This is a genomic window from Hydrogenophaga sp. RWCD_12 (genome assembly GCF_046604225.1).
GTDB lineage: Bacteria > Pseudomonadota > Gammaproteobacteria > Burkholderiales > Burkholderiaceae_C > Hydrogenophaga.
In genome coordinates this window covers 962,148-983,521 of the sequence record NZ_JBKIXC010000002.1, presented here as the reverse complement: position 1 = coordinate 983,521, position 21,374 = coordinate 962,148, and the positions used below count along the sequence as shown (strand labels likewise).

General features: G+C 66.2%; 18 protein-coding genes. 12 read left to right on the top strand and 6 right to left on the bottom strand.

Annotated features, from left to right (window positions below; all coding sequences use genetic code 11):
- Positions 1 to 153: 153 nt before the first annotated feature.
- Positions 154 to 474, top strand: coding sequence for a hypothetical protein (locus ACLIJ1_RS11850; protein WP_411365711.1), 321 nt, complete (start codon positions 154 to 156; stop codon positions 472 to 474).
- A gap of 21 nt (positions 475 to 495) precedes the next feature.
- Here the strand turns inward: ACLIJ1_RS11850 and ACLIJ1_RS11845 are convergent, their stop codons facing one another.
- The 3 genes from ACLIJ1_RS11845 to ACLIJ1_RS11835 all read right to left on the bottom strand — a co-directional run bounded on the left by ACLIJ1_RS11845 (position 496) and on the right by ACLIJ1_RS11835 (position 4,422).
- Entirely contained in the window at positions 496 to 906 is a 411-nt protein-coding gene (locus tag ACLIJ1_RS11845) for a polyhydroxyalkanoate granule-associated phasin (RefSeq protein WP_411365710.1), read from the bottom strand.
- Between the two features lie 87 nt (positions 907 to 993).
- The gene (locus tag ACLIJ1_RS11840) at positions 994 to 2,757 is read right to left on the bottom strand and encodes a DUF1566 domain-containing protein (protein ID WP_411365709.1); all 1,764 of its coding nucleotides are present in this window, start codon (positions 2,755 to 2,757) and stop codon (positions 994 to 996) included.
- 12 nt (positions 2,758 to 2,769) lie between these two features.
- A complete protein-coding gene (locus ACLIJ1_RS11835) occupies positions 2,770 to 4,422 on the bottom strand; it encodes a DUF1566 domain-containing protein (protein ID WP_411365708.1) in 1,653 nt (550 codons plus the stop codon).
- Between the two features lie 213 nt (positions 4,423 to 4,635).
- Between ACLIJ1_RS11835 and ACLIJ1_RS11830 the strand changes: the two genes are divergently transcribed.
- From ACLIJ1_RS11830 to ACLIJ1_RS11780, 11 genes are all read left to right on the top strand, one after another.
- Entirely contained in the window at positions 4,636 to 5,325 is a 690-nt protein-coding gene (locus tag ACLIJ1_RS11830; RefSeq protein WP_411365707.1) for a response regulator, read from the top strand.
- A gap of 20 nt (positions 5,326 to 5,345) precedes the next feature.
- Positions 5,346 to 7,253, top strand: coding sequence for a sensor histidine kinase (locus tag ACLIJ1_RS11825; protein WP_411365706.1), 1,908 nt, complete (start codon positions 5,346 to 5,348; stop codon positions 7,251 to 7,253).
- 70 nt (positions 7,254 to 7,323) lie between these two features.
- Positions 7,324 to 7,938, top strand: a complete 615-nt coding sequence (locus tag ACLIJ1_RS11820) for a DUF2239 family protein (RefSeq protein WP_411365705.1) — start codon at positions 7,324 to 7,326, stop codon at positions 7,936 to 7,938.
- A 26-nt stretch (positions 7,939 to 7,964) separates the two neighbouring features.
- Complete coding sequence (locus tag ACLIJ1_RS11815; RefSeq protein WP_411365704.1) at positions 7,965 to 8,633, top strand: TetR/AcrR family transcriptional regulator; 669 nt, start codon at positions 7,965 to 7,967, stop codon at positions 8,631 to 8,633.
- Complete coding sequence (locus tag ACLIJ1_RS11810) at positions 8,630 to 9,838, top strand: efflux RND transporter periplasmic adaptor subunit (protein WP_411365703.1); 1,209 nt, start codon at positions 8,630 to 8,632, stop codon at positions 9,836 to 9,838. Before ACLIJ1_RS11815 ends, ACLIJ1_RS11810 begins: the two co-directional genes overlap by 4 nt.
- Positions 9,839 to 9,848: 10 nt before the next feature.
- Positions 9,849 to 13,031 carry an efflux RND transporter permease subunit gene (locus ACLIJ1_RS11805; protein WP_411365702.1) on the top strand — a complete coding sequence of 1,061 codons (3,183 nt, stop codon included), beginning with the start codon at positions 9,849 to 9,851 and terminating at the stop codon, positions 13,029 to 13,031.
- A 57-nt stretch (positions 13,032 to 13,088) separates the two neighbouring features.
- The gene (locus tag ACLIJ1_RS11800; protein ID WP_411365701.1) at positions 13,089 to 13,778 is read left to right on the top strand and encodes a protein-L-isoaspartate O-methyltransferase family protein; all 690 of its coding nucleotides are present in this window, start codon (positions 13,089 to 13,091) and stop codon (positions 13,776 to 13,778) included.
- A 9-nt stretch (positions 13,779 to 13,787) separates the two neighbouring features.
- Entirely contained in the window at positions 13,788 to 14,135 is a 348-nt protein-coding gene (locus ACLIJ1_RS11795) for a rhodanese-like domain-containing protein (protein WP_411365700.1), read from the top strand.
- A 51-nt stretch (positions 14,136 to 14,186) separates the two neighbouring features.
- Positions 14,187 to 15,530, top strand: coding sequence for a TolC family outer membrane protein (locus ACLIJ1_RS11790; RefSeq protein WP_411365699.1), 1,344 nt, complete (start codon positions 14,187 to 14,189; stop codon positions 15,528 to 15,530).
- Between the two features lie 77 nt (positions 15,531 to 15,607).
- The gene (locus ACLIJ1_RS11785) at positions 15,608 to 16,348 is read left to right on the top strand and encodes a glycosyltransferase (RefSeq protein ID WP_411365698.1); all 741 of its coding nucleotides are present in this window, start codon (positions 15,608 to 15,610) and stop codon (positions 16,346 to 16,348) included.
- 13 nt (positions 16,349 to 16,361) lie between these two features.
- Positions 16,362 to 18,359 carry a 3-deoxy-D-manno-octulosonic acid kinase gene (locus ACLIJ1_RS11780; protein ID WP_411365697.1) on the top strand — a complete coding sequence of 666 codons (1,998 nt, stop codon included), beginning with the start codon at positions 16,362 to 16,364 and terminating at the stop codon, positions 18,357 to 18,359.
- Here ACLIJ1_RS11780 and ACLIJ1_RS11775 read toward each other — a convergent pair.
- The 3 genes from ACLIJ1_RS11775 to ACLIJ1_RS11765 form a co-directional block, all read right to left on the bottom strand.
- Positions 18,344 to 19,603: an O-antigen ligase family protein gene (locus ACLIJ1_RS11775; protein ID WP_411365696.1), complete on the bottom strand. Its 1,260-nt coding sequence runs from the start codon at positions 19,601 to 19,603 to the stop codon at positions 18,344 to 18,346. The genes ACLIJ1_RS11780 and ACLIJ1_RS11775 overlap by 16 nt on opposite strands.
- A 67-nt stretch (positions 19,604 to 19,670) precedes the next feature.
- Positions 19,671 to 20,471 (bottom strand): glycosyltransferase family 2 protein, encoded by an 801-nt coding sequence (locus ACLIJ1_RS11770; RefSeq protein ID WP_411365695.1) that lies wholly within the window; start codon positions 20,469 to 20,471, stop codon positions 19,671 to 19,673.
- Complete coding sequence (locus ACLIJ1_RS11765) at positions 20,464 to 21,366, bottom strand: glycosyltransferase family 2 protein (RefSeq protein WP_411365694.1); 903 nt, start codon at positions 21,364 to 21,366, stop codon at positions 20,464 to 20,466. The genes ACLIJ1_RS11770 and ACLIJ1_RS11765 overlap by 8 nt, the downstream gene beginning before the upstream one ends.
- Between the last annotated feature and the right edge of the window lie 8 nt (positions 21,367 to 21,374).

Below are 21,374 nucleotides of genomic sequence, written 5' to 3'. Positions count from 1 at the left end.
TGTGCAAAGCCAGGCCGCCATGCCGAACCGTGCGGTGGAGCCTAGTGCGGCAAAGACTCGGCCAGCACACTTGTGGCAACACCTTGCGGCTGTGCCGGGCCGCCAATCACCACAACGTCCATGGATTCATCAAGGAGCGGCTTTCGCACTCATGTGTCCCAGCTGATTCAGCAATGGCTCAGGGACGGGATCACGCGGAAAGAACGGCTGGAACTGGCGAAATGCCACCTGACCGAATGCCTCAATCAGTGCGAGGGCGATGCGTCCACCCTGCTTCGCGTGCGCGTCCGCGCCGCGACCAGCCTGATGCAGATCCAGGCCCTGCGCGTAGGTATCTTCAACCTGATCGCGCAGCATCACCACCAGCAGAAAGCCATTGAAGCGATCCGCCTTCTGGACAATCTGATGACCGCGCCAGAGCTTGGTCAGGCAGGCCATGCCAGCGATGTGAGGATCGAACAGGACGAACGCTGAGCGCCTTCGTCTGGTTCCGCCTCAGCGGCTCCCATGGCGGTTCAGCCGGCGTGCATTGGACGAGGCCTGGCGCTGGATCGGGCCGATGCCCTGGTCCAGCACGAACCAGCCGCCCTGCCCGGCGCGGTGGAACGCGTCGGCGTGTGTGCGGATGCTCAGCCAGGGCGGCTGGAGCATCGCGCGCGAGAGCGAATTCCAGAAGGTCTGCTGCACCTGCAGCCCGGCCATCCACATGTTCAGGTAGGAGTGCGCGAAGGCCCGGGGCTTCTCGACCACCATGTCGGTGAACTCCTGTCGGTCGCGCGCCGACGGCATGGGGCCGGAGGTGGCCATGCGCGATACCCGGTGGGCAACCACCTGCGGCACGTCGTTCGACAGCTGCGCCAGCCGGGAGGCGACGCGCGAGGCGCTGGAATGCGAACGTTTCTTCATGGTGGTTCCAAGGGGTGGTTGAAGCCCATTGTTCCACGCCGCCGGAATTGGCGCCTTGCGGGAAACTTGCAGCAGCCCGTGGTGCGGTCAGGGTGTGATCTTCACCAGGCGCGCGTTGGCGAACACCGCATCGCGAGTGAAGGTGGAGAGGTACCCACCGTCTGGCGACATGGCATAGGCGGAGCTGGCGGAGCTCGGCCCCCGGGTGGTCGACCATCCATAGCGAATGATGGCCTCCTGGGGAAACAGGTTGGTGTCCAGGGCCTGGCCGCTTCGGCTGCGGTCGCTCAGACTGCCCAGTTCCCTGGCGTTGGGCAAGCGCCACCCGCTGCGGCTGGTGGCCTGCGTCAACGCCTGCTCCTGGCTCAGGATCAGAGCGGTTCCGGTACAGGTGCTGCCGTTCCAGGCCCGGCCTTCGTTGCAGCGGCGCCATGTCAACCCGGTCTGGTCGTCGGTCACGGCGTTGTTGCTGCTGTCGCCCGGGTAAGAAACGCTGGTGATGGTGTAGGTCGATGACGCCCACTGCGCGCCCCGGACCAGGCGGACCGGGTACAGGTCCGTTCGGGCAATCGCAAACATGCCCCCGGTCTGGAACGACACCACCCAGCTGAAGGTGTTGTCTGCGGAGGGCCCTGTGTACGGACTGCCTGTCCAGTGCCGCAAGGCGGAGGTATTCGGAAACGCGGCGGGATTGAGCAGCGCAGTCAGCGTGGCCGCGTGAAAGTCCATGATGGTCTGCAGCTCCTCCACCGTCGGCAGGCGCCAGTCGCTGAAACCGCACAGGTTCATCGCGTTGACAGCGGTCACATAGGCGCTGGCATCCCCCGCGCGACCGTCGCCATGGTTGGTGTATGTGTTGCTGCCTGCGCGAGTGCCAGTCACCAACTTGCCCTCCCAGACCAGGCCGGTCACGTTGTCTTTCACGCAACTGGTCACCGGGTTCGCCCCCACGGCGCTGTAGCTCATCGGGTTGATGGCGGTGCGGTGCCCGTCCTGTTGCGGGTTCAGGCTGAGGGCGCCGGCGGAACTGCAGGCCACCTGCGCAAACGACCCGGCCTGGTAGCACTCCTGGTTCGTCAGGCCGGTGTGCGGCAAGTTCTTGCGCGGCGCCGTCCAGTCGCTGGCCAGCACGTGGTAACCGATGCCTTCGTAGCTGTAGGTTGCGCTCAGGTTGGCCAGGATGCTGGCCTTCTCGGTTTCGCTGGCGGTGTAGAAGTGGAAACCCCGGCTCGGAACGTAGAAGCGGTAGAACGGAACCAGGCTCTGGCCCGCGACCTGGCTGGCGTAGTAGGCAATGCCTTCGTAGATGAAGTGAGGCAGAGTCGCCACCACATTGGCGCGCTCGGCTTCGCTGATGGTGTAGAAGTGCACCCCGCTCTGGCTGTTGAAAAAGCGGTGCACCGGTGACAGGCCCGGCGAGGCGATGTTGGCGACCGAAAACGCCGGGCCTTCGTAGGCATAGGGCGGCGACAGGGTCGCGATCACGTGGTCACGTTCGGTCGTGTTGGTGGTGAAGAAGTGGGCGCCCGTGCTGCTGTTGTAGAAGCGGTAGACCGGAATGCTCACGGCCAGCGCCTTGCGCGCCACTGCTCCCGAGGTGTATGCGCTCCTGGCGGCGATCTGCCCCGCCGGCAACGTGTCCAGTGGCTGGTCAGGGTCGGCGGCATCGGCCTTTTCTTGGGCCACGGCCAGCTCGGTCGTGTTGAGCACGGCGCCCGCGGCGAGCATGGTTGAGGCGCCTTCGGACCGTTGAACGGGCGCCGGCCCGGCATCGCCCGGCTGGCTGCCGCCGCAGGCGGTGAGCAAGGCGACCAGTGTCAGGCTGGCGAGAAGGTGGAAACGCGGATGCATCGGCTGTCTCCTTCACTGGAACCGGCTGTCGCGCACCAGCCGCATCTGGAGCAACTGGGTGCGCAGGGTGGCGCTGGTGTAGCCGTTGCCGAATCCGACACTGCGTGCATTCTGGGGATCCCCCACCAGCGGTGTCGACGACCAGACCGTGGTTCCGTTGCCGCCCGGGAAAGCGACCGGTTCCAGCAACGAACCCAGCGGCTGGCTGCGGTCCATCAGGGTGGCGAGCTCCCGGACATTGGGCAGGCGCCACCCGGTTTGGTTCTTCGCATAGCTCAGCGCAAAGGGGTGACCGTAGCTCAGCGGGCTGCCGGTGCAGGCGGAGCCGGTCCACGCCGTGCCTTCCAGGCAACGGCGCCATTGCAGGCCGGTCTTTTCGTCGGCCACCACGTTGTTGGTGGCATCGCCCGGGTAGGTTTCGCTGCGCACCGTGAAGCGCTGGCCGCTGAACCGCGCGCCACGCACCAGGCGCACGGCATGGGCATTGCTGCGGGTTTCGCGGCGGGAGTAGCCAATCCCGAAGTCGACGGCCCAGGCCTGCGTACCGTCCGACGGCTGGAGGGTGCCCGTCCAGGTCAGGTCGGCCAGGGCGTTGGGGAACCAGGAGGAGTGGATCTTGGGCGAGTCCGACCGCCCGTAGTTCACGATCGTCAGCAACTCGTCGGCGCTGGGCAGGCGCCAGTCGCGGTAGCCACAGAGCGCACCGGCATTGACAGCCGCCACATAGCCGCTGATGTCGCTGGCGGCGTTGTTGCCCAGGTTGGTGTAGAGATTGTCCTGGTCGCGCGCGCCGCCGTCGTTGGTTTTTCCTTCCCACATCAGGCCGGTGACTTCGTCCTTCACGCACGCGCTGACGGGGTAGTTGATCAACGGCGTGATCGGCACATTGGCGTAGACCATCGGGTATTGCGCCGTCAGATGCCCGTCCTGCAGCGGGTTCAGGCCGATGGCACCGGAGCCCCCACAGCTCACCAGCTCATCGGCCACGCCGGCATAACAGTGCTGATCGGTCACACCGGTGTGTGGCAGCTGCGCGATCCAGGGCTGCCAGTCCGCCGCAAGCACGTGGTAACCAATGCCCTCGTAGGTGTAGACGTTGCCCAGGTTGGCCTGGATGCTCTGGCTCTCGGCGGCGCTGGCGGTGTAGAAGTGAAAGCCGCGGCTGGCGACGTAGAAGCGGTACAGCGCGGTCTTTCCGTCTCCCGCAAACAGGCTGGCGTAGTAGGCCGTGCCTTCCAGCGCAAACTGCGGCAGGCTGGCGACGATGCTGTTCTTTTCGGCCTCGCTGATGGTGTAGAAGTGCACGCCCGTCACGCTGTTGTAGAAGCGGTAGACCGGGCTCATGCCCGGGGAGTAGCGGTCCGACGCGTAGAACGCCGCGCCCTCGAAGGTCATGTGAGGCAAGGTGCTCAGCACGGTGTCGCGCTCGGTGGCGCTGACGGTGTAGAAGTGCGCGCCGGTCCGTGTGTTGTAGAAGCGGTAGACCGGCGTGCGGCCGTTGTCGACGCCGATGGTCGCCGTGACCTTCGGAGCCGCAGCGGCGCCGACGCCGGAAGCACTCTTCTCGACCGGTGCATCTGCCTCCTTGCCGCCCCCGCAGGCAACCAGCAGGACCAGGCAACCCGAGCACAGCGCGGCGTTCCACGACGACAGATGAATGTTCACGGGTCACCCTCCTGAGCAGCAACATCAAAGCCCGCAGGAATTTTCCCGGCGAATGCCTCGCGTCAACAGACCAAAAAGTTGCCAGTGCCGCCATCCTGACCCCAAAAATGGGGTCAACCGTCCCCCGCACAGGGGGCGGCTCGACATCTGCTCAACTTTGCCGGTAACCTTTGGAGCAAGCTGCACGGCTGGTTCCAATGGAAGGGCAACTGCATGAAAGCCGGGAATTCGCAGGCGTCGCAAGAGGGGTCGGAACCGACCGCCTTGCCGATCCTCGTGGGCATCGTCGAAGACGATTTCGAGGTGCGCGCACGCTTTGAGACGGCGGTCCGCCTGGACCCGCGGCTGGCCTTGGTGTTTTCCGTCGCAACCTACCGGCAGGCGACCGAGGCGGGTGCCTCTCGACCGGTCAACGTGCTGCTGGTCGATCTTGGACTGCCCGACCGCGACGGACGCGAGGTGATCGGCTGGTTCGCCCGGCACCAGCCGGACACCATCGCCATGGTCATCACGGTGTTCGGCGACGAACAGCATGTCATCACGAGCTTCGAGGCCGGTGCGGTCGGCTACCTGCTCAAAGACCTGCCGATCGAAGAACTGAGCCAGCACATCATCGACCTGCACGCCGGGGGCTCGCCGATCAGTCCGGCGGTGGCGCGCTCGGTCATCCGCCGGTTCTCGCAGGTACACCGCGTGACGCAAAGCGACTCCAACCTGCTGAGCCCTCGCGAACTGGAGGTGCTGCGGCTGGTCGAAAAGGGCCTCACCTACGACGAGATCGCGCAGAACCTGGACGTGACCTGGCACACCGTCACCGGTTACCTGCGCCGCGTCTACCGCAAGCTGGAAGTCAACTCGCGCTCGCAGGCGGTGTTCGAAGCCCGGCTGATGGGCATTCTCTGAGCGTGGCAATGGGTCGGCTGATGCAGCGACTGTTCGCCGCCTCGGCCGCGTTGTTGCTCGCCCTCGCCCCCTTGATGGCCAGCGGCGAACAGCCAGCAGGCATCCAGCCGGGTGGTGCAGCGCCGGCCGTGATCGTGATCCGCGATGTCACGGTGCGCACGCTGGACGGTTCGCTGCCCGAGCGCGCCGCCACCCTGCCCTCGCAACACGTGCGCAGCCCGCGCACCTTCAAGCGCTTCGAGCTGCGCGGCAGCTTCGAGGTGAAGGAAACCGGCGCCGATCCGCTGTGGGGCCTGTACATCGAGTCGTTCAGCCACGGCGGCGTGGTGCACGTGAACGGCTTCGAGGTGGGCGAGGTGCCGACCTCGAGCGAGACCACCACGGTCTGGCACACGCGGCCCTACCTGTTCACCTTTCCGGCCCAGTTGCTGCACCCGGGCACCAATACCTTCGAGGTGGCCTGGGGAGCGCGCGAGTCGCTGACGCTGCTCACGCGCATGTACGTCGGGCCAGCGATGTTGCTGGACCCGCCGTATCGCAACCGTCTGTTCTGGCAGAACACCATGGCCCAGGTGGCGTTCGTCCACGCGCTGGTGATCGCCGCCATCCTGCTGGGCATCTACAGCTTCCGCCGGCACCTGACGCACTACCTCAGCCTGGGCGTCGGCGCCATCGGCTTCTCCATCATCGTGCTGACCTACATGCTGCCGCCGATGCCTGGCTGGCTGTACCCGTACTGGCGCGCCACGCACATCGGCGGCATCGCCCTGTTCACCACCGGTGCCTGGCTTTTCCTGATCCGCGAGGCCAGTCCCGACAGCCACCGATTCCGGCGCTTCTGCCTGCTGTGGGGCGCGCTCGGCCCTCTGACCTACCTCGTGCACTTTGCGCTGACCGACCTGTCGTTCTTCAAGACGTTCGAGACCGCCTGGGGTGGCATCTCCGGAATCATCGGCCTCTACCCGGTGGCGCTGCTGATCGGCAAGCTGTGGAAGCAATGGACCTGGCGCAACTTCATCTTCGTGCTGGCCACGCTCTGCGCGATTGCCATGGGCGTCTCCGACATCCTGCTGCAGGGCACGGCCAAGGGCGTGTTCAGCAGCGTCGGCTACAGCCTGCAGATGGTCTCGCCGATGTGGTTCACCGCGTTGACGGTGGTGCTGGTGATGGATTTCGCCGACTCGCTGATCATGGAAGACACCCAGCGCGCGCGCATGAAGCAGGAACTGGAACGGCAGGAGCAGGAACTCAATGCCCTCTACGCCGCCAACCTCGCCAGCGACCGCGAGAAGACCACGCTGCATGAGCGGCAGCGGATCATGCAGGACATGCACGACGGGCTGGGCTCGCACCTGATCAGTTCGCTGGCGATGAGCGAGCGCGGGCAACTCTCACCCCATCAGATCAACCATCTGCTGCGCGACTGCATCGACGACCTGCGGCTGGCGATCGACAGCTACAACGAGAACGACAACCCGTTCGGCGTGGCGCTGGGCAACCTGCGCTTTCGGATGGCGCCGCGCATGAAGTCCGCGGGCATCCGCCTGTCGTGGCAGGTCGACGACGCGATCGACGACGCCGGCATTCCATCCGCAATGACGCTGCCGCTGCTGCGGGTCCTGCAGGAATCCATGACCAATGTGCTCAAGCACGCCGACGCGACCGAGGTGCAGATCGAGGTGGTGTGCCTGAGCGATGGGTTGCGCTTGGCGATCCGTGACAACGGCATCGGGTTCGATGTGCACACGGTGCGGCGTGGCAAAGGGCTGAGCGGCATCGAGAAGCGGGCCCGCACCATGGGCGCCACAGTGCAGATCGACTCCCACAGTACAACCCCGGCAACGCCTTCGTCATCGAAACACGGGACAGACATCGTCCTGCAGGTCCCGCTGCCCCCGCCCAACCCGTCGCCTGCCCCCGTGCCGTGACCGGTCATTTATTACCCGGGTAAAAATGAGGTAGAATTTTTACCCGGGTAATAAAGAAACCGAGATCAGCATGACATCCTCTTCCAGCGGCCCCGCCTGGGTCGCCTTTGAACACCACCGAAGAACCGCTGCGGGCCAGCCGGCCACGGTGATCACTGCCGTCCAGCAGCGACTGGCTTCCGAGCCGAACGCGATGCCGGTCGTCCTCGACGCTGTTTCCAGCGAACGGATCGAACTCGACTGGCGGGCGCCGCTAGGAACCTTGCTGTCCCTGCTTCCCCGACCTGCGCCGGAGGCCTCCGACAATGAGGTGGCAGACGAAGCACCTCGCGGCCCGGGTCGCCCCAAACTGGGCGTGACGGCACGCGAGGTCACCCTGCTCCCGCGCCACTGGGAATGGCTCGCACGCCAGCCGGGCGGCGCCTCGGTCGCGCTGCGCAAGCTGGTGCAGTCGGCCATGCGCGAAGGCAGCACGGCCGACGCGAAGCGACGCGCCACCGACGCGGCCTACCGCTTCATGTCCATCGTTGGTGGCGACTTGCCGCACTACGAAGAAATCAGCCGCGCGCTGTTTGCGGGCGAGCTGGCACGGCTGCGGGCTCTGGTGGGAGCCTGGCCCGCCGATGTCTCGGAACACCTGCTGTCGCTGACCGCGCGGATTGACGCTGCACCGGCCGGGAACTAAGATACTGACCAGTCAGTCATTAGAAGATGCATTCCGTACTCCCGCCCACCAAACGCGAACGCCGCAAGGAAGCCCGACCGGGCGAACTGCTGGAAGCCGCACTCGCCCTGTTCGTTGAAAAAGGCTTCGCCGCCACCCGCGTCGAAGAAGTTGCCGCGCGCGCTGGCGTGTCCAAGGGAACGCTGTTCCTGTATTTCCCGAGCAAGGAAGAGCTGTTCAAAGCGGTGGTGCGCGAGACGCTGAGCGGTCGCTTTGGCGAATGGAACCAGGAGCTGGCCGTGTTCCCGGGCAACAGCACCGAACTGCTGCAATACACGATGCGCTCATGGTGGGAACGCATCGGCATGACGGCCGCCTCGGGCATCACCAAGCTGGTGATGAGCGAGGCCGGCACCTTCCCCGAAATCGCCAGCTTCTATCAGCACGAAGTGATCGACCCGGGCAAGGAACTGCTCAAGCGCGTCCTGCAGCGCGGCATCGACCGCGGCGAGTTCCGCGCCATGGACCTGGACACGGCGGTCTACAGCCTGATCGCGCCAATGATCTTCCTGCTGATGTGGAAACACTCGATGGCGCCCTGCTGCCCGCCCAGCGACCGCCTCGATCCAGTGGCCTTTCTCGAGACACAGGTCGACCTGCTGCTTGGCGGCATGCTGGTGCGGCCCCAGAACAACCCCGACAAGACTTTCCCATGAACGCTCCCTCTTCCCGTTCCGGCTGGATCAAGTGGCTGCTGCTGGCCTTGCTGGTGATCGCGATTGCGCTGGGCGTGGCCCGCGCGCTGGGCAAGCGCAAGGCGGCCAGCGAAGCGGCCACCGCCGCCGCCGCCGAGGCGCAGAAGTCCCCGGTCTACCAGCTGCCGCCGCAGGATGTGGCGACCGTGCAGGCGCTGGACCTGGCGCAATCGGTCGGTGTCTCGGGCTCGCTCAAGGCGCTGCAGACCGCGGCGATCAAGGCCAGGGTGGCCGGCGAGGTGCAGGGCATCACCAAGCGCGAAGGCGACAGCGTCAAGGAAGGCGAAGTCGTCGCGCGCATCGACAGCACCGAAGCGCAGGCCCGCGTGCGCCAGGCCGAACAGCAGGCCAGGTCGGCGCAGGCGCAAGTGGCCATCGCCAAACGCGCACAGGACAACAACCAGTCGCTGGTGCAGCAGGGATTCATCTCCGCCACCGCGCTGGAAACCTCGTCGAACAACCTGGCTGCCGCCGAAGCCAATCACCAGGCCGCGATGGCTGCGCTCGACATTGCGCGCAAGGCACTCGGCGACACCACGCTGCGCTCACCGCTCGCGGGCCAGGTTTCTGCCCGCCTGGTGCAGAACGGTGAACGCGTCGGCGTCGACGCCCGCATTCTGGAAGTCGTGGAACTCAGCAGCTTCGAGCTGGAAGCGGCACTGGCCCCGGCCGATGCCGCCAGCGTGAGGGTCGGCCAGAAAGCCCGCCTGTCGGTCGAAGGTCTGGACAAGCCGGTCGAAGCGACCGTGGCGCGCATCAACCCCAGCGTGCAGGCGGGCAGCCGCAGCGTGCTGGTCTATCTGCGCCTGCCCGCCGCCACCGGCATGCGCCAGGGCCTGTTCGCGCAGGGCGAAATCGTGACCGGCAAGCTCAACGCGCCGGCCGTGCCGCTCTCGGCGGTGCGCAACGACAAGCCACTGCCTTACATCCAGGTGATCCAGGGCGGCAAGATCGCGCACGTGCCGGTGACCCTCGGACGCCAGGGCCTGCTGGGAGAAGAGCCGATGCTGGTGCTCGAAGGCGTGGCCGCCGCGCCGGTCGGCACGCAGTTGCTGCGTGTGCAGGCGGGCCTGATCCGCGAAGGCACCGAAGTGAAGCTGGCGGCACCTCCGGCCGCCAACGCCGCCGCTGCGGCCGCTGCCCCGGCCAAGGTCGGGTCGAACTGAGCGCCGCACCATGTGGTTCACCCGCGTTTCGCTGCGCAACCCGGTCTTCGCGACCATGATCATGCTGGCACTGCTGGTGCTGGGGCTGTTTGCCTTCCAGCGCCTGAAGGTCGACCAGTTTCCCAACATCGACTTCCCGGTGGTCGTGATCACGACCGAGTACCCGGGCGCCTCGCCCGAGATCGTCGAGTCCGAGGTCACCAAGAAAGTTGAAGAGGCGGTCAACGCCATCGCCGGCGTCAACGCCCTGACCTCGCGCAGCTACGAAGGCCAGTCGGTGGTCATCATCGAATTCCAGCTGCACATCGACGGCCGCAAGGCGGCGGACGATGTGCGCGAGAAGATCGCCATCCTCAAGCCCAGCTTCCGCACCGACGTGAAAGAGCCGCGGGTGCTGCGCTTTGACCCTTCCAGCCGCGCGATCTGGTCGGTGGCGGTGCTGCCGGACGCGGCGGCCAAGAAACAGCCCTCCGCCGTCGAGCTGACCACCTGGGCCGAGCAGACGCTCAAGAAGCGGCTGGAGAACGTGCGTGGCGTGGGCTCGGTCACGCTGGTCGGCGGCTCCAAACGCGCGGTCAACGTCCACCTCGACCCGTCGGCAATGGAAGCACTGGGCATCACCGCCGACCAGGTCGTCACCGCGGTGCGCAACGAGAACCAGGACCTGCCGGTCGGCACGCTCAAGACCAGCGAGCGCGACCGCGTCGTGCAGGTGCTCTCGCGCCTGAAAAATCCGAAAGACTTCGAAAACATCATCGTCGCGCGCCGCGGCGGCAGTCTGGTGCGGCTGTCCCAGGTCGCCAGGGTCAGCGACAGCACGCAGGAAGTCGAGAGCCTGGCGCTCTACAACGGCCAGCGCACGCTGCTGTTGCAGGTGCAGAAGGCGCAGGACGAGAACACGATTGCGGTGACCGACGGCCTCAAAGCCACCGTGGAGGCACTCAAGGCCGAACTGCCTCCGGGCGTGAAGCTCGAACCGATCGCCGACGGCTCGCGGCCGATCCGCGTCTCGGTGGAGAACGTGCGCCGTACGCTGATCGAGGGGGCGCTGCTGACCGTGCTGATCGTGTTCCTGTTCCTGAATTCCTGGCGCTCGACGGTCATCACCGGCCTGACGCTGCCGATCTCGGTGATCGGCACTTTCTTCTTCATGAACCTGCTCGGGTTCACGATCAACATGATCACGCTGATGGCGCTGACGCTGTCGGTGGGCCTGCTGATCGACGACGCCATCGTGGTGCGCGAGAACATCGTGCGCCACGTGCAGATGGGCAAGAAGCCGTTCGACGCCGCGATGGACGGCACGGCCGAAATCGGTCTGGCGGTGCTGGCGACCACGCTGTCCATCGTCGCGGTGTTCCTGCCGATCGGCTTCATGGGCGGCATCATCGGCAAGTTCTTCCACGAGTTCGGCATCACGATGGTCGCGTCGGTGCTGATCTCGATGTTCGTGAGCTTCACGCTCGACCCCATGCTGTCGTCGGTCTGGCACGACCCGGAGATCACCAAACACGGCCAGCACCTGGCGCCGGTCAGCCTGTACGACAAGACCATTGGCCGCGTCACCGGCTGGTTTGATCACCTGCAGGACATGGCGGCCGACACCTACCAGAGCGCATTGCGCTGGTCGCTCACGCACAAGCTCGCGACCATGGGTCTGGCGGTGGTGGTGTTCGTGGGCAGCATCATGATGATGCCGTTGCTGGGCACCGAGTTCGTGCCCAAGGCCGACTTCTCCGAAACCTCGCTGTCCTTCTACACCCCGGTCGGTTCGTCGCTGCAGGCGACCGAGGCGAAGACCAAGCAGGTCGAGGCCATCCTGCGCGAGTTCCCCGAGGTCAAGTACACGCTGTCCACCATCAACACCGGCAACGCGCAGGGCACTATGTACGCCAGCGTCTACGTGCGCCTGGTCGACCGCAAGGATCGCACGCTCAACGCCGAAGCCATGGCGGCGAAGCTGCGCGAGCGGCTGCGCACCGTGCCCGGCGTCACCGTCACGCACGCCGGTCTGCTCGACCCGGTGGGCGGCAACAAGCAGATCGAGTTCTCGCTACAGGGCGACGACCTGGCCGAGCTGGAGCGACTGACCCAACAGGTCATGGAGCGCATCCGCCCCATCGTCGGCCTGGTCGACTTGGACGCCAGCGTCAAGCCCAACAAGCCGACCGTGGACATCGTGATGCGGCGCGAGATCGCCTCCGACGCGGGGCTGGGCAGCGCGGCGGTCGCCAGCAGCCTGCGCACCTTCGTGGCCGGACAGACCGTGGGCAACTGGCGCGCGGCCGACGGTGAAAGCTACGACGTGAACGTGCGGCTGGCGCCCGAACAGCGAGCCCGCACCAGCGATCTGGAGCAAATGCCTTTCGTGGTCGGCACCGCCGCCGACGGCACGGCACGCGTGGTGCGGCTGGGCCAGATCGCGCAGGTGGTCGACTCGACCGGCCCGAACCAGATCAACCGCCGCAACCTCAACCGCGAAGTCGCCATCAATGCCAATGCCTATGGCCGTTCGGCCGGCGAGGTGTCGGCCGAAATCCGCAAGGTGCTCGACACCATGAGCTTCCCGCCGGGCTACCGCTACGAGTTCGGCGGCTCGACCAAGAACATGCAGGAGTCGTTCGCCTACGCGGTCTCGGCGCTGGCGCTGGCGATCATCTTCATCTACATGATCCTGGCCAGCCAGTTCCAGAGCTTCCTGCAGCCGCTGGCGCTGATGACCTCGCTGCCGCTGACACTGATCGGCGTGGTGCTGGCGCTGCTGATGTTCGGTTCGACCATGAGCATGTTCTCGGTCATCGGCATCGTGCTGCTGATGGGCCTGGTGACCAAGAACGCCATCCTGCTGGTCGATTTTGCGATCCGCGCACGGCACGGCATGGACGGCGCGGCGCCGCTCGGCCGCGAAGACGCCCTGCTGTTGGCCGCCAAGGTGCGGCTGCGCCCGATCCTGATGACCACGCTGGCCATGGTGTTCGGCATGGTGCCGCTGGCGTTCGCACTGACCGAAGGCTCGGAGCAGCGCGCGCCCATGGGCCAGGCCGTGATCGGCGGCGTCATCACATCGTCCATCCTGACCCTGGTCGTGGTGCCGGTCGTCTACTGCTACATGGACGACCTGGCCAATTGGGTACGGCGGCGCCTGGGGCTGGCCCCGGCGATGCCGGTGCCTGGCCCGTCAGCGGGCCAGTGACCCCTGCTCGGTAAAATCGAACCAGATCGGCTAACATACCCACCGGAGTATCCAGAAATGACTTCTACCACCCCCATGAGCTTCGACCGCGCCCGCTTCAACATGATCGAACAGCAGATCCGCCCCTGGGACGTGCTCGATTCCGCCGTGCTGGAGCTGCTCGACCGTGTCAAGCGCGACCAGTTCGTGCCCGCCGCCCACCAGGCACTGGCCTATGTGGACATGGAACTGCCCCTGGGCAGCAGCGCCGACCAGGTGATGCTGGCTCCCCGCGTGCAGGCCCGCATGGTGCAGGACCTGACCCTCAAGCCGACCGACAAGGTGCTGGAAATCGGCACCGGCAGCGGCTACACCACGGCCCTCCTGGCCAGCCTGTCCCAGCGCGTGGTTTCGCTGGAAATCGACGAATCGATCGCCCGCGCCGCGCGCCAGAACCTGCAACAGGCCGGCATCGCCAACGCCGAAGTGCGCCTGGCCGATGCGGCGGCCAACAACTTCGCCGCCTGTGCCGCCGACGGCCCCTGGGACGCCATCCTGTTCTCGGGCTCGATCGCCGAAGTACCCGCCGGCCTGCTCGCCCTGCTGGCACCCGGTGGCCGCCTGATCACCGTGGTCGGACAGGAACCCATGATGCGCGCCACATTGGTCACCCGCACCGGCGATGCGCAATTCGCCACGACCCAACCCTGGGACACCATCGTCCCGCGCCTGCGCAACTTCGGTGAACCCTCGCGCTTCGCCTTCTGAGAGCAGCTCATGCAAGTCATCCAGCCCGCCCAACTCGACACCTGGCTCCAGCAGGCCGCCACCGAAGCCCCCGGCGTCGTGCCGGTGGTGCTGGACGTGCGTGAGCCCTGGGAGATGCAGACCGCCTCGGTCAAGGCCGAGGGCTTCGAGCTGGTGGCCATGCCGATGCGCAGCGTGCCGGCGCGCTACCTGGAGCTGGAGCGCGACCGTCCGATCGCCTGCCTGTGCCACCACGGCGCGCGCAGTGCCCAGGTGGCGCACTTCCTGATGCAGAACGGCTTCACCGCCGTCGTCAACGTCCACGGCGGCATTCACGCCTGGTCCCAGCAACGCGACCCGAGCGTCCCGGTCTACTGAAAACAGATCCGCGCCCTACGTCGCCGCGCCACCGATTCCCAAGGAAAGTCCATGAACGCCCTGCCCTCTGTTTCCCGCTTCCCCGCCCTGAGCCGCCTGTCGCTGGCGGTGGCCCTCGTGGTCGGCGCCTCGGGCGCGCAGGCGCAGAGTCTGGTGGAGCTGTACGACGCGGCCAGGGGCTACGACACCACACTGCAGGCAGCGCGCGCGCAATACGACGCCAACTTCGCCAAGGCCGAGCAGGCCCGCGCCGGGTTGCGTCCGCAAGCCGGTCTGGCCGCCGGGGCCAACGCGGCCAACAGCCGCAACGACGTGACCGACTCCAGCCGCGTGAACCACACGCAGAACATCACGCTGTCGGCCAGCCAGCCGCTGTACCGCCCGGCCAACAAGATCGCCGACGAACAGGGCCAGCTTTCGATCGAGATTGCCCGTGCGCAGCTGGAGGCGGCCGAACAGGACCTGATGGTGCGCACCGCGCAGGCGTACTTCGACGTGCTGGCTGCCCAGGACACCCTGACCGTCGTGCAGGCGCAAAAGACCGCCGTGTCCGAACAGCTGGCCTCGGCCAAACGCAACTTCGAGGTCGGCACCTCGACCGTCACCGACTCGCGCGAAGCCCAGGCCAGGTACGACCTGGTGATCGCGCAGGAAATCGCCGCCAGCAACGACCTGCGGGTCAAGAAGCTGGCGCTGGACCAGCTGGTCGGTCGTACCGGCGCCAGCCCGAAGCCGCTGGCCGCGCCGGTCGTGTTGCCCAATGTGCAGCCGACCGAGGTGGACACCTGGGTGTCCGAGGCACAGAAGCAGCACCCGCTGGTGCGCCAGGCCCAGACCGCGCTCGACATCGCAGAACTCGAAGCCCGCAAGGCCCAGGCCGGGCACAAGCCCACGCTGGATCTGGTCGGCCAGTACCAGATCGCCCGCGGACCCAACTCGAACTTTCCCACGGTGCCCAACGTACGCACCAATGTGGCGTCGATCGGTGTGCAGTTCAACCTGCCGCTGTACGCAGGCAGCGCGATCACGAACCGGGTCAAGGAAGCGGTTGCGCTGTCCGAAAAGGCCCGCGCCGACCGTGAAACGGCTCTGCGCAGCATTGCGCAGGCGGTGCGCAGCGCCTACTACGGCGTGGTTTCCGGCGCTGGCCAGGTCAAGGCGCTGGAGGCGGCCGAAACTTCAAGCCAAAGCGCGCTGGACGCCAACAAGCTGGGCTACCAGGTCGGCGTGCGCATCAACATCGATGTGCTCAACGCGCAGAGCCAGCTCTACCAGACCAAGCGCGATCTCGCCGTGGCGCGCTACAACGTGCTGGTTGGCCAGCTGCGGCTGAAACAGGCCGGTGGCGTGCTCAAGGCCGACGACCTGCAGCCCATCAACGCGCTGCTCAAGTGATCCCCCTGCTGGGATAAACTGCCGGTTTCCTGCCGCGGGCATGTCGTCCGCCCGCAGGGGTGAGCCAAAGGTGATTCATGCAAGCGGTCAATGTGCTGTGCATCAAATGGGGCAAAAAATACGGCCCCGAGTACGTCAACAAGCTGCACAGCATGGTCCGCCGGCACCTGCACCGGCCGTTCCGTTTTGTCTGCCTGACCGACGACGGCGCAGGCATCGATCCGGCCATCGAGGTCAAACCCATTCCCATGGTCGGCTTTGACGAGTTCGACCAGCGCAAGCCCTGGACCTTCGGCCACGGCTGGCTCAAGCTGACCTCGTTCGCGAACCCGCTGTACGACCTGCAGGGCCGCACGCTGTTCCTGGACCTGGACATCGTCATCCTCGACAGCCTCGATCCGTTCTTCGACCAGAAGGGCGAGTTCATCGTGATCAAGGAGTGGGACAAGAAGGACGGCACGGGCAACACCTCCTGCTACCTCTACACCATGGGTGCCCACGCCGATGCCCTGGAACACCTCAAGAACGATTACCCCGCCTCGATCGCGCCGGTGCGCAACGAGCAGGAGTTCATCACCCTCTACCTGGCGCGCCAGGGCAAGCTCGGTTACTGGCCCGAAGAGTGGTGCCGCAGCTTCAAGCGCCATTGCCTGCAGCCCGGCATCATGGGCTGGTTCAAGCCCCCCACCATCCCACAGGGCGCGCGCCTCATCGCCTTCCACGGCAAACCCAACCCGCCCGACGCCATCGCCGGCGTGAGCGGCAAGTGGTACCGCCGCGTGCTGCCGACCCAGTGGGTCGCCGACCACTGGCGCTGAGCGGGGACCGGCCTTGGCCCTGAAGGACACCAGCCTCGCACAACGGGGCTACCGGCTGCTGTTGCGCGGGATGACGCTGCCCTTGCTGGGCTGGCTGTGGCTGCGGGGCTCCAAGGATGCGGGATACCGCGAGCGCAAGCGCGAACGCCTGGGTTTCATCGCCACCGAGCCGGCCAGTCTGGGAGGCCTCTGGATCCATGCCGCCTCGGTCGGTGAGGTGCAGGCCGCGCGGCCGCTGATCTCTGCCCTGCTGGCGCAGTGGCCCGCCCACGCGATCACCGTGAGCACACAGTCACCGACCGGCGCACGCACGCTGCGTGCGCTCTGGGGCGACCAGATCCGACACGTCTACGCGCCGATCGACACACCGGGAGCGACCCGCCGCTTCCTCGATCACCTTCAGCCGTCGATGCTGGTGCTGATCGAACGCGAGATCTGGCCGGAAATGCTGTGGCAATGCCGCCACCGGGGCGTTCCGGTGGCGCTGGTGAATGCACGCCTGTCGGCCGATTCGGCCCAGTTCTACCAGCGCTGGAAGGCGCTGATGGCGCCGGTGTGGCAGCAGCTGTCCGTGGTTGCGGCGGCCGATGCGCCGAGCATCGAACACTACGCCGCGCTCGGCGTGCCTGCCGACCGGCTGGTGCTGACCGGCAACCTCAAGTTCGACCAGGGCGATGCCGCACTGCGCGACCGCCTGCCCTGGCTGGAGGGCCGGCCGATCGTGGTCGCCGGCAGCACCCACGAAGGCGAAGAAGCTGCCCTGCTGGCGTCGTGGCCGGAGTTTGCTCGCCAGCATCCGGGTGCCCTGCTGATCCTGGTGCCGCGCCATCCGGAACGGTTCGACCACGTGGCCGAACAGATCACCGCCAGCGGACTGCATTTCGTGCGGCGCAGCCGCGGCGAAACGCCAGCAGCCGACACGCAGGTGCTGCTGGCCGACACCATGGGCGAGCTGACGCTCTGGTACCAGCACGCCAGCGTGTGCTTCATCGGCGGCAGCCTGGTCCACATCGGTGGCCACAACGCCCTCGAAGCGATGGCCTGCGGCAAGCCGGTGCTGTTCGGGCCGCACACCCACCACTTCCAGGAGCTGTACCAGGACGTCGAGGCCTGCGGCGCCGGCGAACGCATCGATTCCGCCCGCCTGCTGCTGCGCAAGGCCTCGCAATGGATCCGTGACAAGGCCCTGCTGCAACGCATGGGGCAGCAGGCCCGCGACTTCGTGCTGCGCCAGCAGGGCAGCAGCGAGCGCACCGTGCAGGCGCTGCAGGCGATCTGGGCGCCGATGCAACCAGAGCGGCTGGCTCCGGTGCGTGCACGGAGCGATGGTTCGATCACCGTGTGGTTCGATCCGCAGCGTCTGACTGCGGTGAGCGACACGGTGTTTGCTCCGCCTGCGGGTGATGGCCTGACGCTGGCCACCGGCAGCGGACGCGGCCAGGCGCACCGCATCGCCTTGAACAACGGTGAAGGCGTGCTGCGGCACTACCGCCGTGGCGGCCTGATGGCCCGGCTCAGTCCCGACCACTACCTCAACGTCGCACCGGCCAGGAGCCGTGCCATGGCGGAATACGCCCTGCTGCGCCGCCTGCAGACCTGGGACCTGCCGGTGCCCGCCCCGGTGGCCGCACGGCAGGTCTGCCGCGGGCTGAGCTATACCGCCGACATCGTGGTGGCGATGATCCCGGACACCCGCAATGTGGCGCAATGCCTGTCGGACGCACCTCTGGCACCAGAGGCCTGGCGCGCCCTGGGAGCGGCCATCCGCCGGCTGCACGACCACCAGGTGTTCCATTCCGACCTGAACTGCCACAACCTGCTGCTGGACCGCGACGGCAGCGCCTGGATCGTCGACTTCGACAAGTGCGGCGTGCGTGGCGGCGAAGCCTGGAAGGCGCAGAACCTGGAACGGCTGCTGCGTTCGCTGCGCAAGGAACAGGGCCGCCGCTCACCCTTCCACTGGGAAGAGGAACGCTGGACCGATCTGCAGCAGGGTTACGCCGGCGCCTGAACCGTTGCTGCGGTGGCTGGCGGCGGCACGGGTTTGCCCCGGCACGAAGATGCCATCAGCAGCGCGGTCATCAGGATGAAGAACTGGCTCTCGGTCGAGAGCCACAGCGAACTGTGTGTCATGTTCGAGGTGAACATGATGGCCACGAAAGCCAGCATCAGCGCACGGTGGCCGGACTGGAAACGCAGGCCCTGCCGCACGATGGCCAGCATGAACCACAGGATCAGGATCAGGCCCGGCACACCCTGTTCAAAGTAGAACAGCAGGAACTGGTTGTGCGGGTGCGGACAGATGGCGGCGCAGAACTCCGGGTCCTTGAAGTAGGAACGGGCGATCACCGGGTAAGAGGCGGTGCCCGCACCCATCAGCTTGGCGTTGTGGGTGTGCTTGGCCATGAAGCGCCAGACTTCAATGCGCGCTCCGACGGAAGTGACCGAGCTGGCGCTGTGGTTCTGCGCCTGCTCAAGCGCCAGGTTGGTGCGCTGCTGGAACTGGGGGGAAAGCTGGTACGCAGTGAGCAAAGCCACGGCCCCCAGAGAAATGACACCCACCAGCGTCTTTGGACGACGCCACCACAGCGTGAGGGAAAACACGCTCATCGACAGCAACAGGCCCAGATAGCCAGTCCGGCTCTCTGTCAGCAACAGGACACTGGCGGCACCAAAGCCCGCCACCAGCCAGAACAGCACGGCCATCCAGCGCGACTTCGCCTTGATCGCCCAGTGCATGCACAGGGACACGAACAGCGACATCATGATGCCCTGCGAGATGTGGTCCTTGAACACCGTGTGGTCCGCGCCAAAACCCTGGTTGAAGGTGCGCGACCAGGGAAGCTGAAGCCAGACATTCGCCCAGGTGGAGGCCAGCGTGAAGAACATCGCCAGGCCGAAGGCGGTCCAGCAATAGCCCCGGTCTTCGCGGTGCGACAGGAGGTAGATGAAGACCGGCAGGATCAGGAACTTCACGTCCTTCTTGTAGTAGCCACCAATCTCTTCCCAGCTGGCGGGCGACCAGAACGATGCAAGCACGATGAGCAGCACCAGCGCCAGCGCGGGCCGCACCACCGGGTTGGACCATGAGCGGCTGAAGAAATCGCGCCAGCCGGAACCATCGAGGCTGAGCGCCCCGAACACCACGGCCAGCAGCATCAGGCTGTTGGCCAGCGCGACCGAAATCGGAAATGCGCCGAACAGCAGCACCACGCTGCAGACGGCGGCCCTTCGGGCAAATGAACGGAAACTCATTGCTGCCTTGTCTTGTGTATCGACGACCGGTTCAGGTCCCGGTTCATGTTCATCCATCCCGTATGACTCATCGCTTGACCAGGGTGTCGCCAGCCAACGGCTGGTCGTAACGGAGGATGGCGTAGCGGAAGAAGCACTCCAGCGCCACCAGCAGGCAGAACAGGAAACCTTCCGCGCCGCACAGGAATCCCCGCCGCAACAGGTACAGGCGCACGAAGTTGCTGGTCGCCGAGGCCAATCCGCGCAACACGCCGCCGTGTTCACCGGCCTGGGCGCGGCGCACCGCACCCAGCTGGGCGTACTGCGCCATCTTCAGCAGACCGCCGTAGACCGTCTCGCGCGAGTGGTGCAGCATGCGGTGGCGGAAGCTGCGCACCGGCGTCGACGGATTCCGCAGCACCGCATGCTCGTGCACCACACCTTCATAACGCAGCAGCTGGTCGGTGCGGAACAGGCGCCACACACCACCCTCGGTCTTGGCCATGCGATCCAGTGTGCGGCCAAACGCCACCTGGTCCCAGTAAATCTTCCAGACCACGTCCTCAGTGGACGCCACCGCTGCGCGAATCTCCGCCGCGAGCGCCTCGGGAATCACTTCGTCGGCATCCAGGAAGAACACGTAGTCGGCGTTGACCGTCGACAGCAAGCGATTGCGCTGCTCGGCAAATCCCTGCCAGTTGTTGAAGACATGCACCTGCGCCCCCAGGTCGCGGGCGATCTCACAGGTGCGGTCTTGGCTGCCACTGTCAATCACCACCACCTGATCGGCGAAGGCTGCGCTGCGCAGGCAGCGCGCGATCCGGTCGGCTTCGTTCAAGGTCAGGATGCCGATGCACAGGGTCGGCCCCGGTTTGCGCAGATCAGCCACGTGCCCTCCAGCTCAGCAATCCCTGCCAGCGCCCCGCCATGCGGGCCAGCAGTTTGGGAGAAAAGACAATGGCGCGCAGCGGGAGGCCCAGCGTCGTCAGCAGCAGCAGGCGACCACGCAGGCGGTGCGCCTCGTCCCTCGAACGGTACTTCTGCGCAAACAGCAGCTTGGATTGGGCGTGGTGATACCCCCGGGCGAACTCGTGCCGCCAGGGGGAGGCCCCTCGCACGGATCCGCGGGAATGGTGCACCGCCTGCACCGAGGGCTCCAGCACGATGTTCTGCCGCGCATCGAACAGGCGCAGGCAGAGGTCGTCGTCTTCGTAGTACAGAAAGAACTGCTCGTCGAAGAAGCCCACCTCGCGGAAGGAAGCCATGCGAAACAGCATGGCCGCGCCGCAGACGAATCCCACGCAGATGGGCCCCGAGGCTGCAGGTCCGCGAGACGCCCAGTAGGTCTGCGGCCAGCGGTAGTTGATCTCGGGCTTGCCCGAGGGGCCGATCAGCTGCGGCGCGATCAGGGCGGCCTGCGGCATCTCGGCCGCCAACGCCAGCAGGCGTTCCAGCCCGGCACGCTCCATCACGCAATCCGGATTGAGCAGAAAGGCAAACGGCGTCTGCACCCGGGCCAGCGCCCGGTTGTTGGCCGCGCCGAATCCGAGGTTGCGCCCATGTTCGAGCACGATTGCCTGCGGCCATCGCCGGCGCGCACTGGCGGCCGTGCCATCAGCGCTGCCGTTGTCCGACACGATCACGTTGGGGCATTGCGACAGCAGGGCATGCAGCCCGTCCAGGCAATGCGCGCTCTCGCGCGTGACCACGATCACCGTGACGGACGCGAGCGCACCCGCGGCCAGGCTCGCCGGATCCAGTGTCGTTGGTGTCTCTGTCCGCAAGGCGGAAC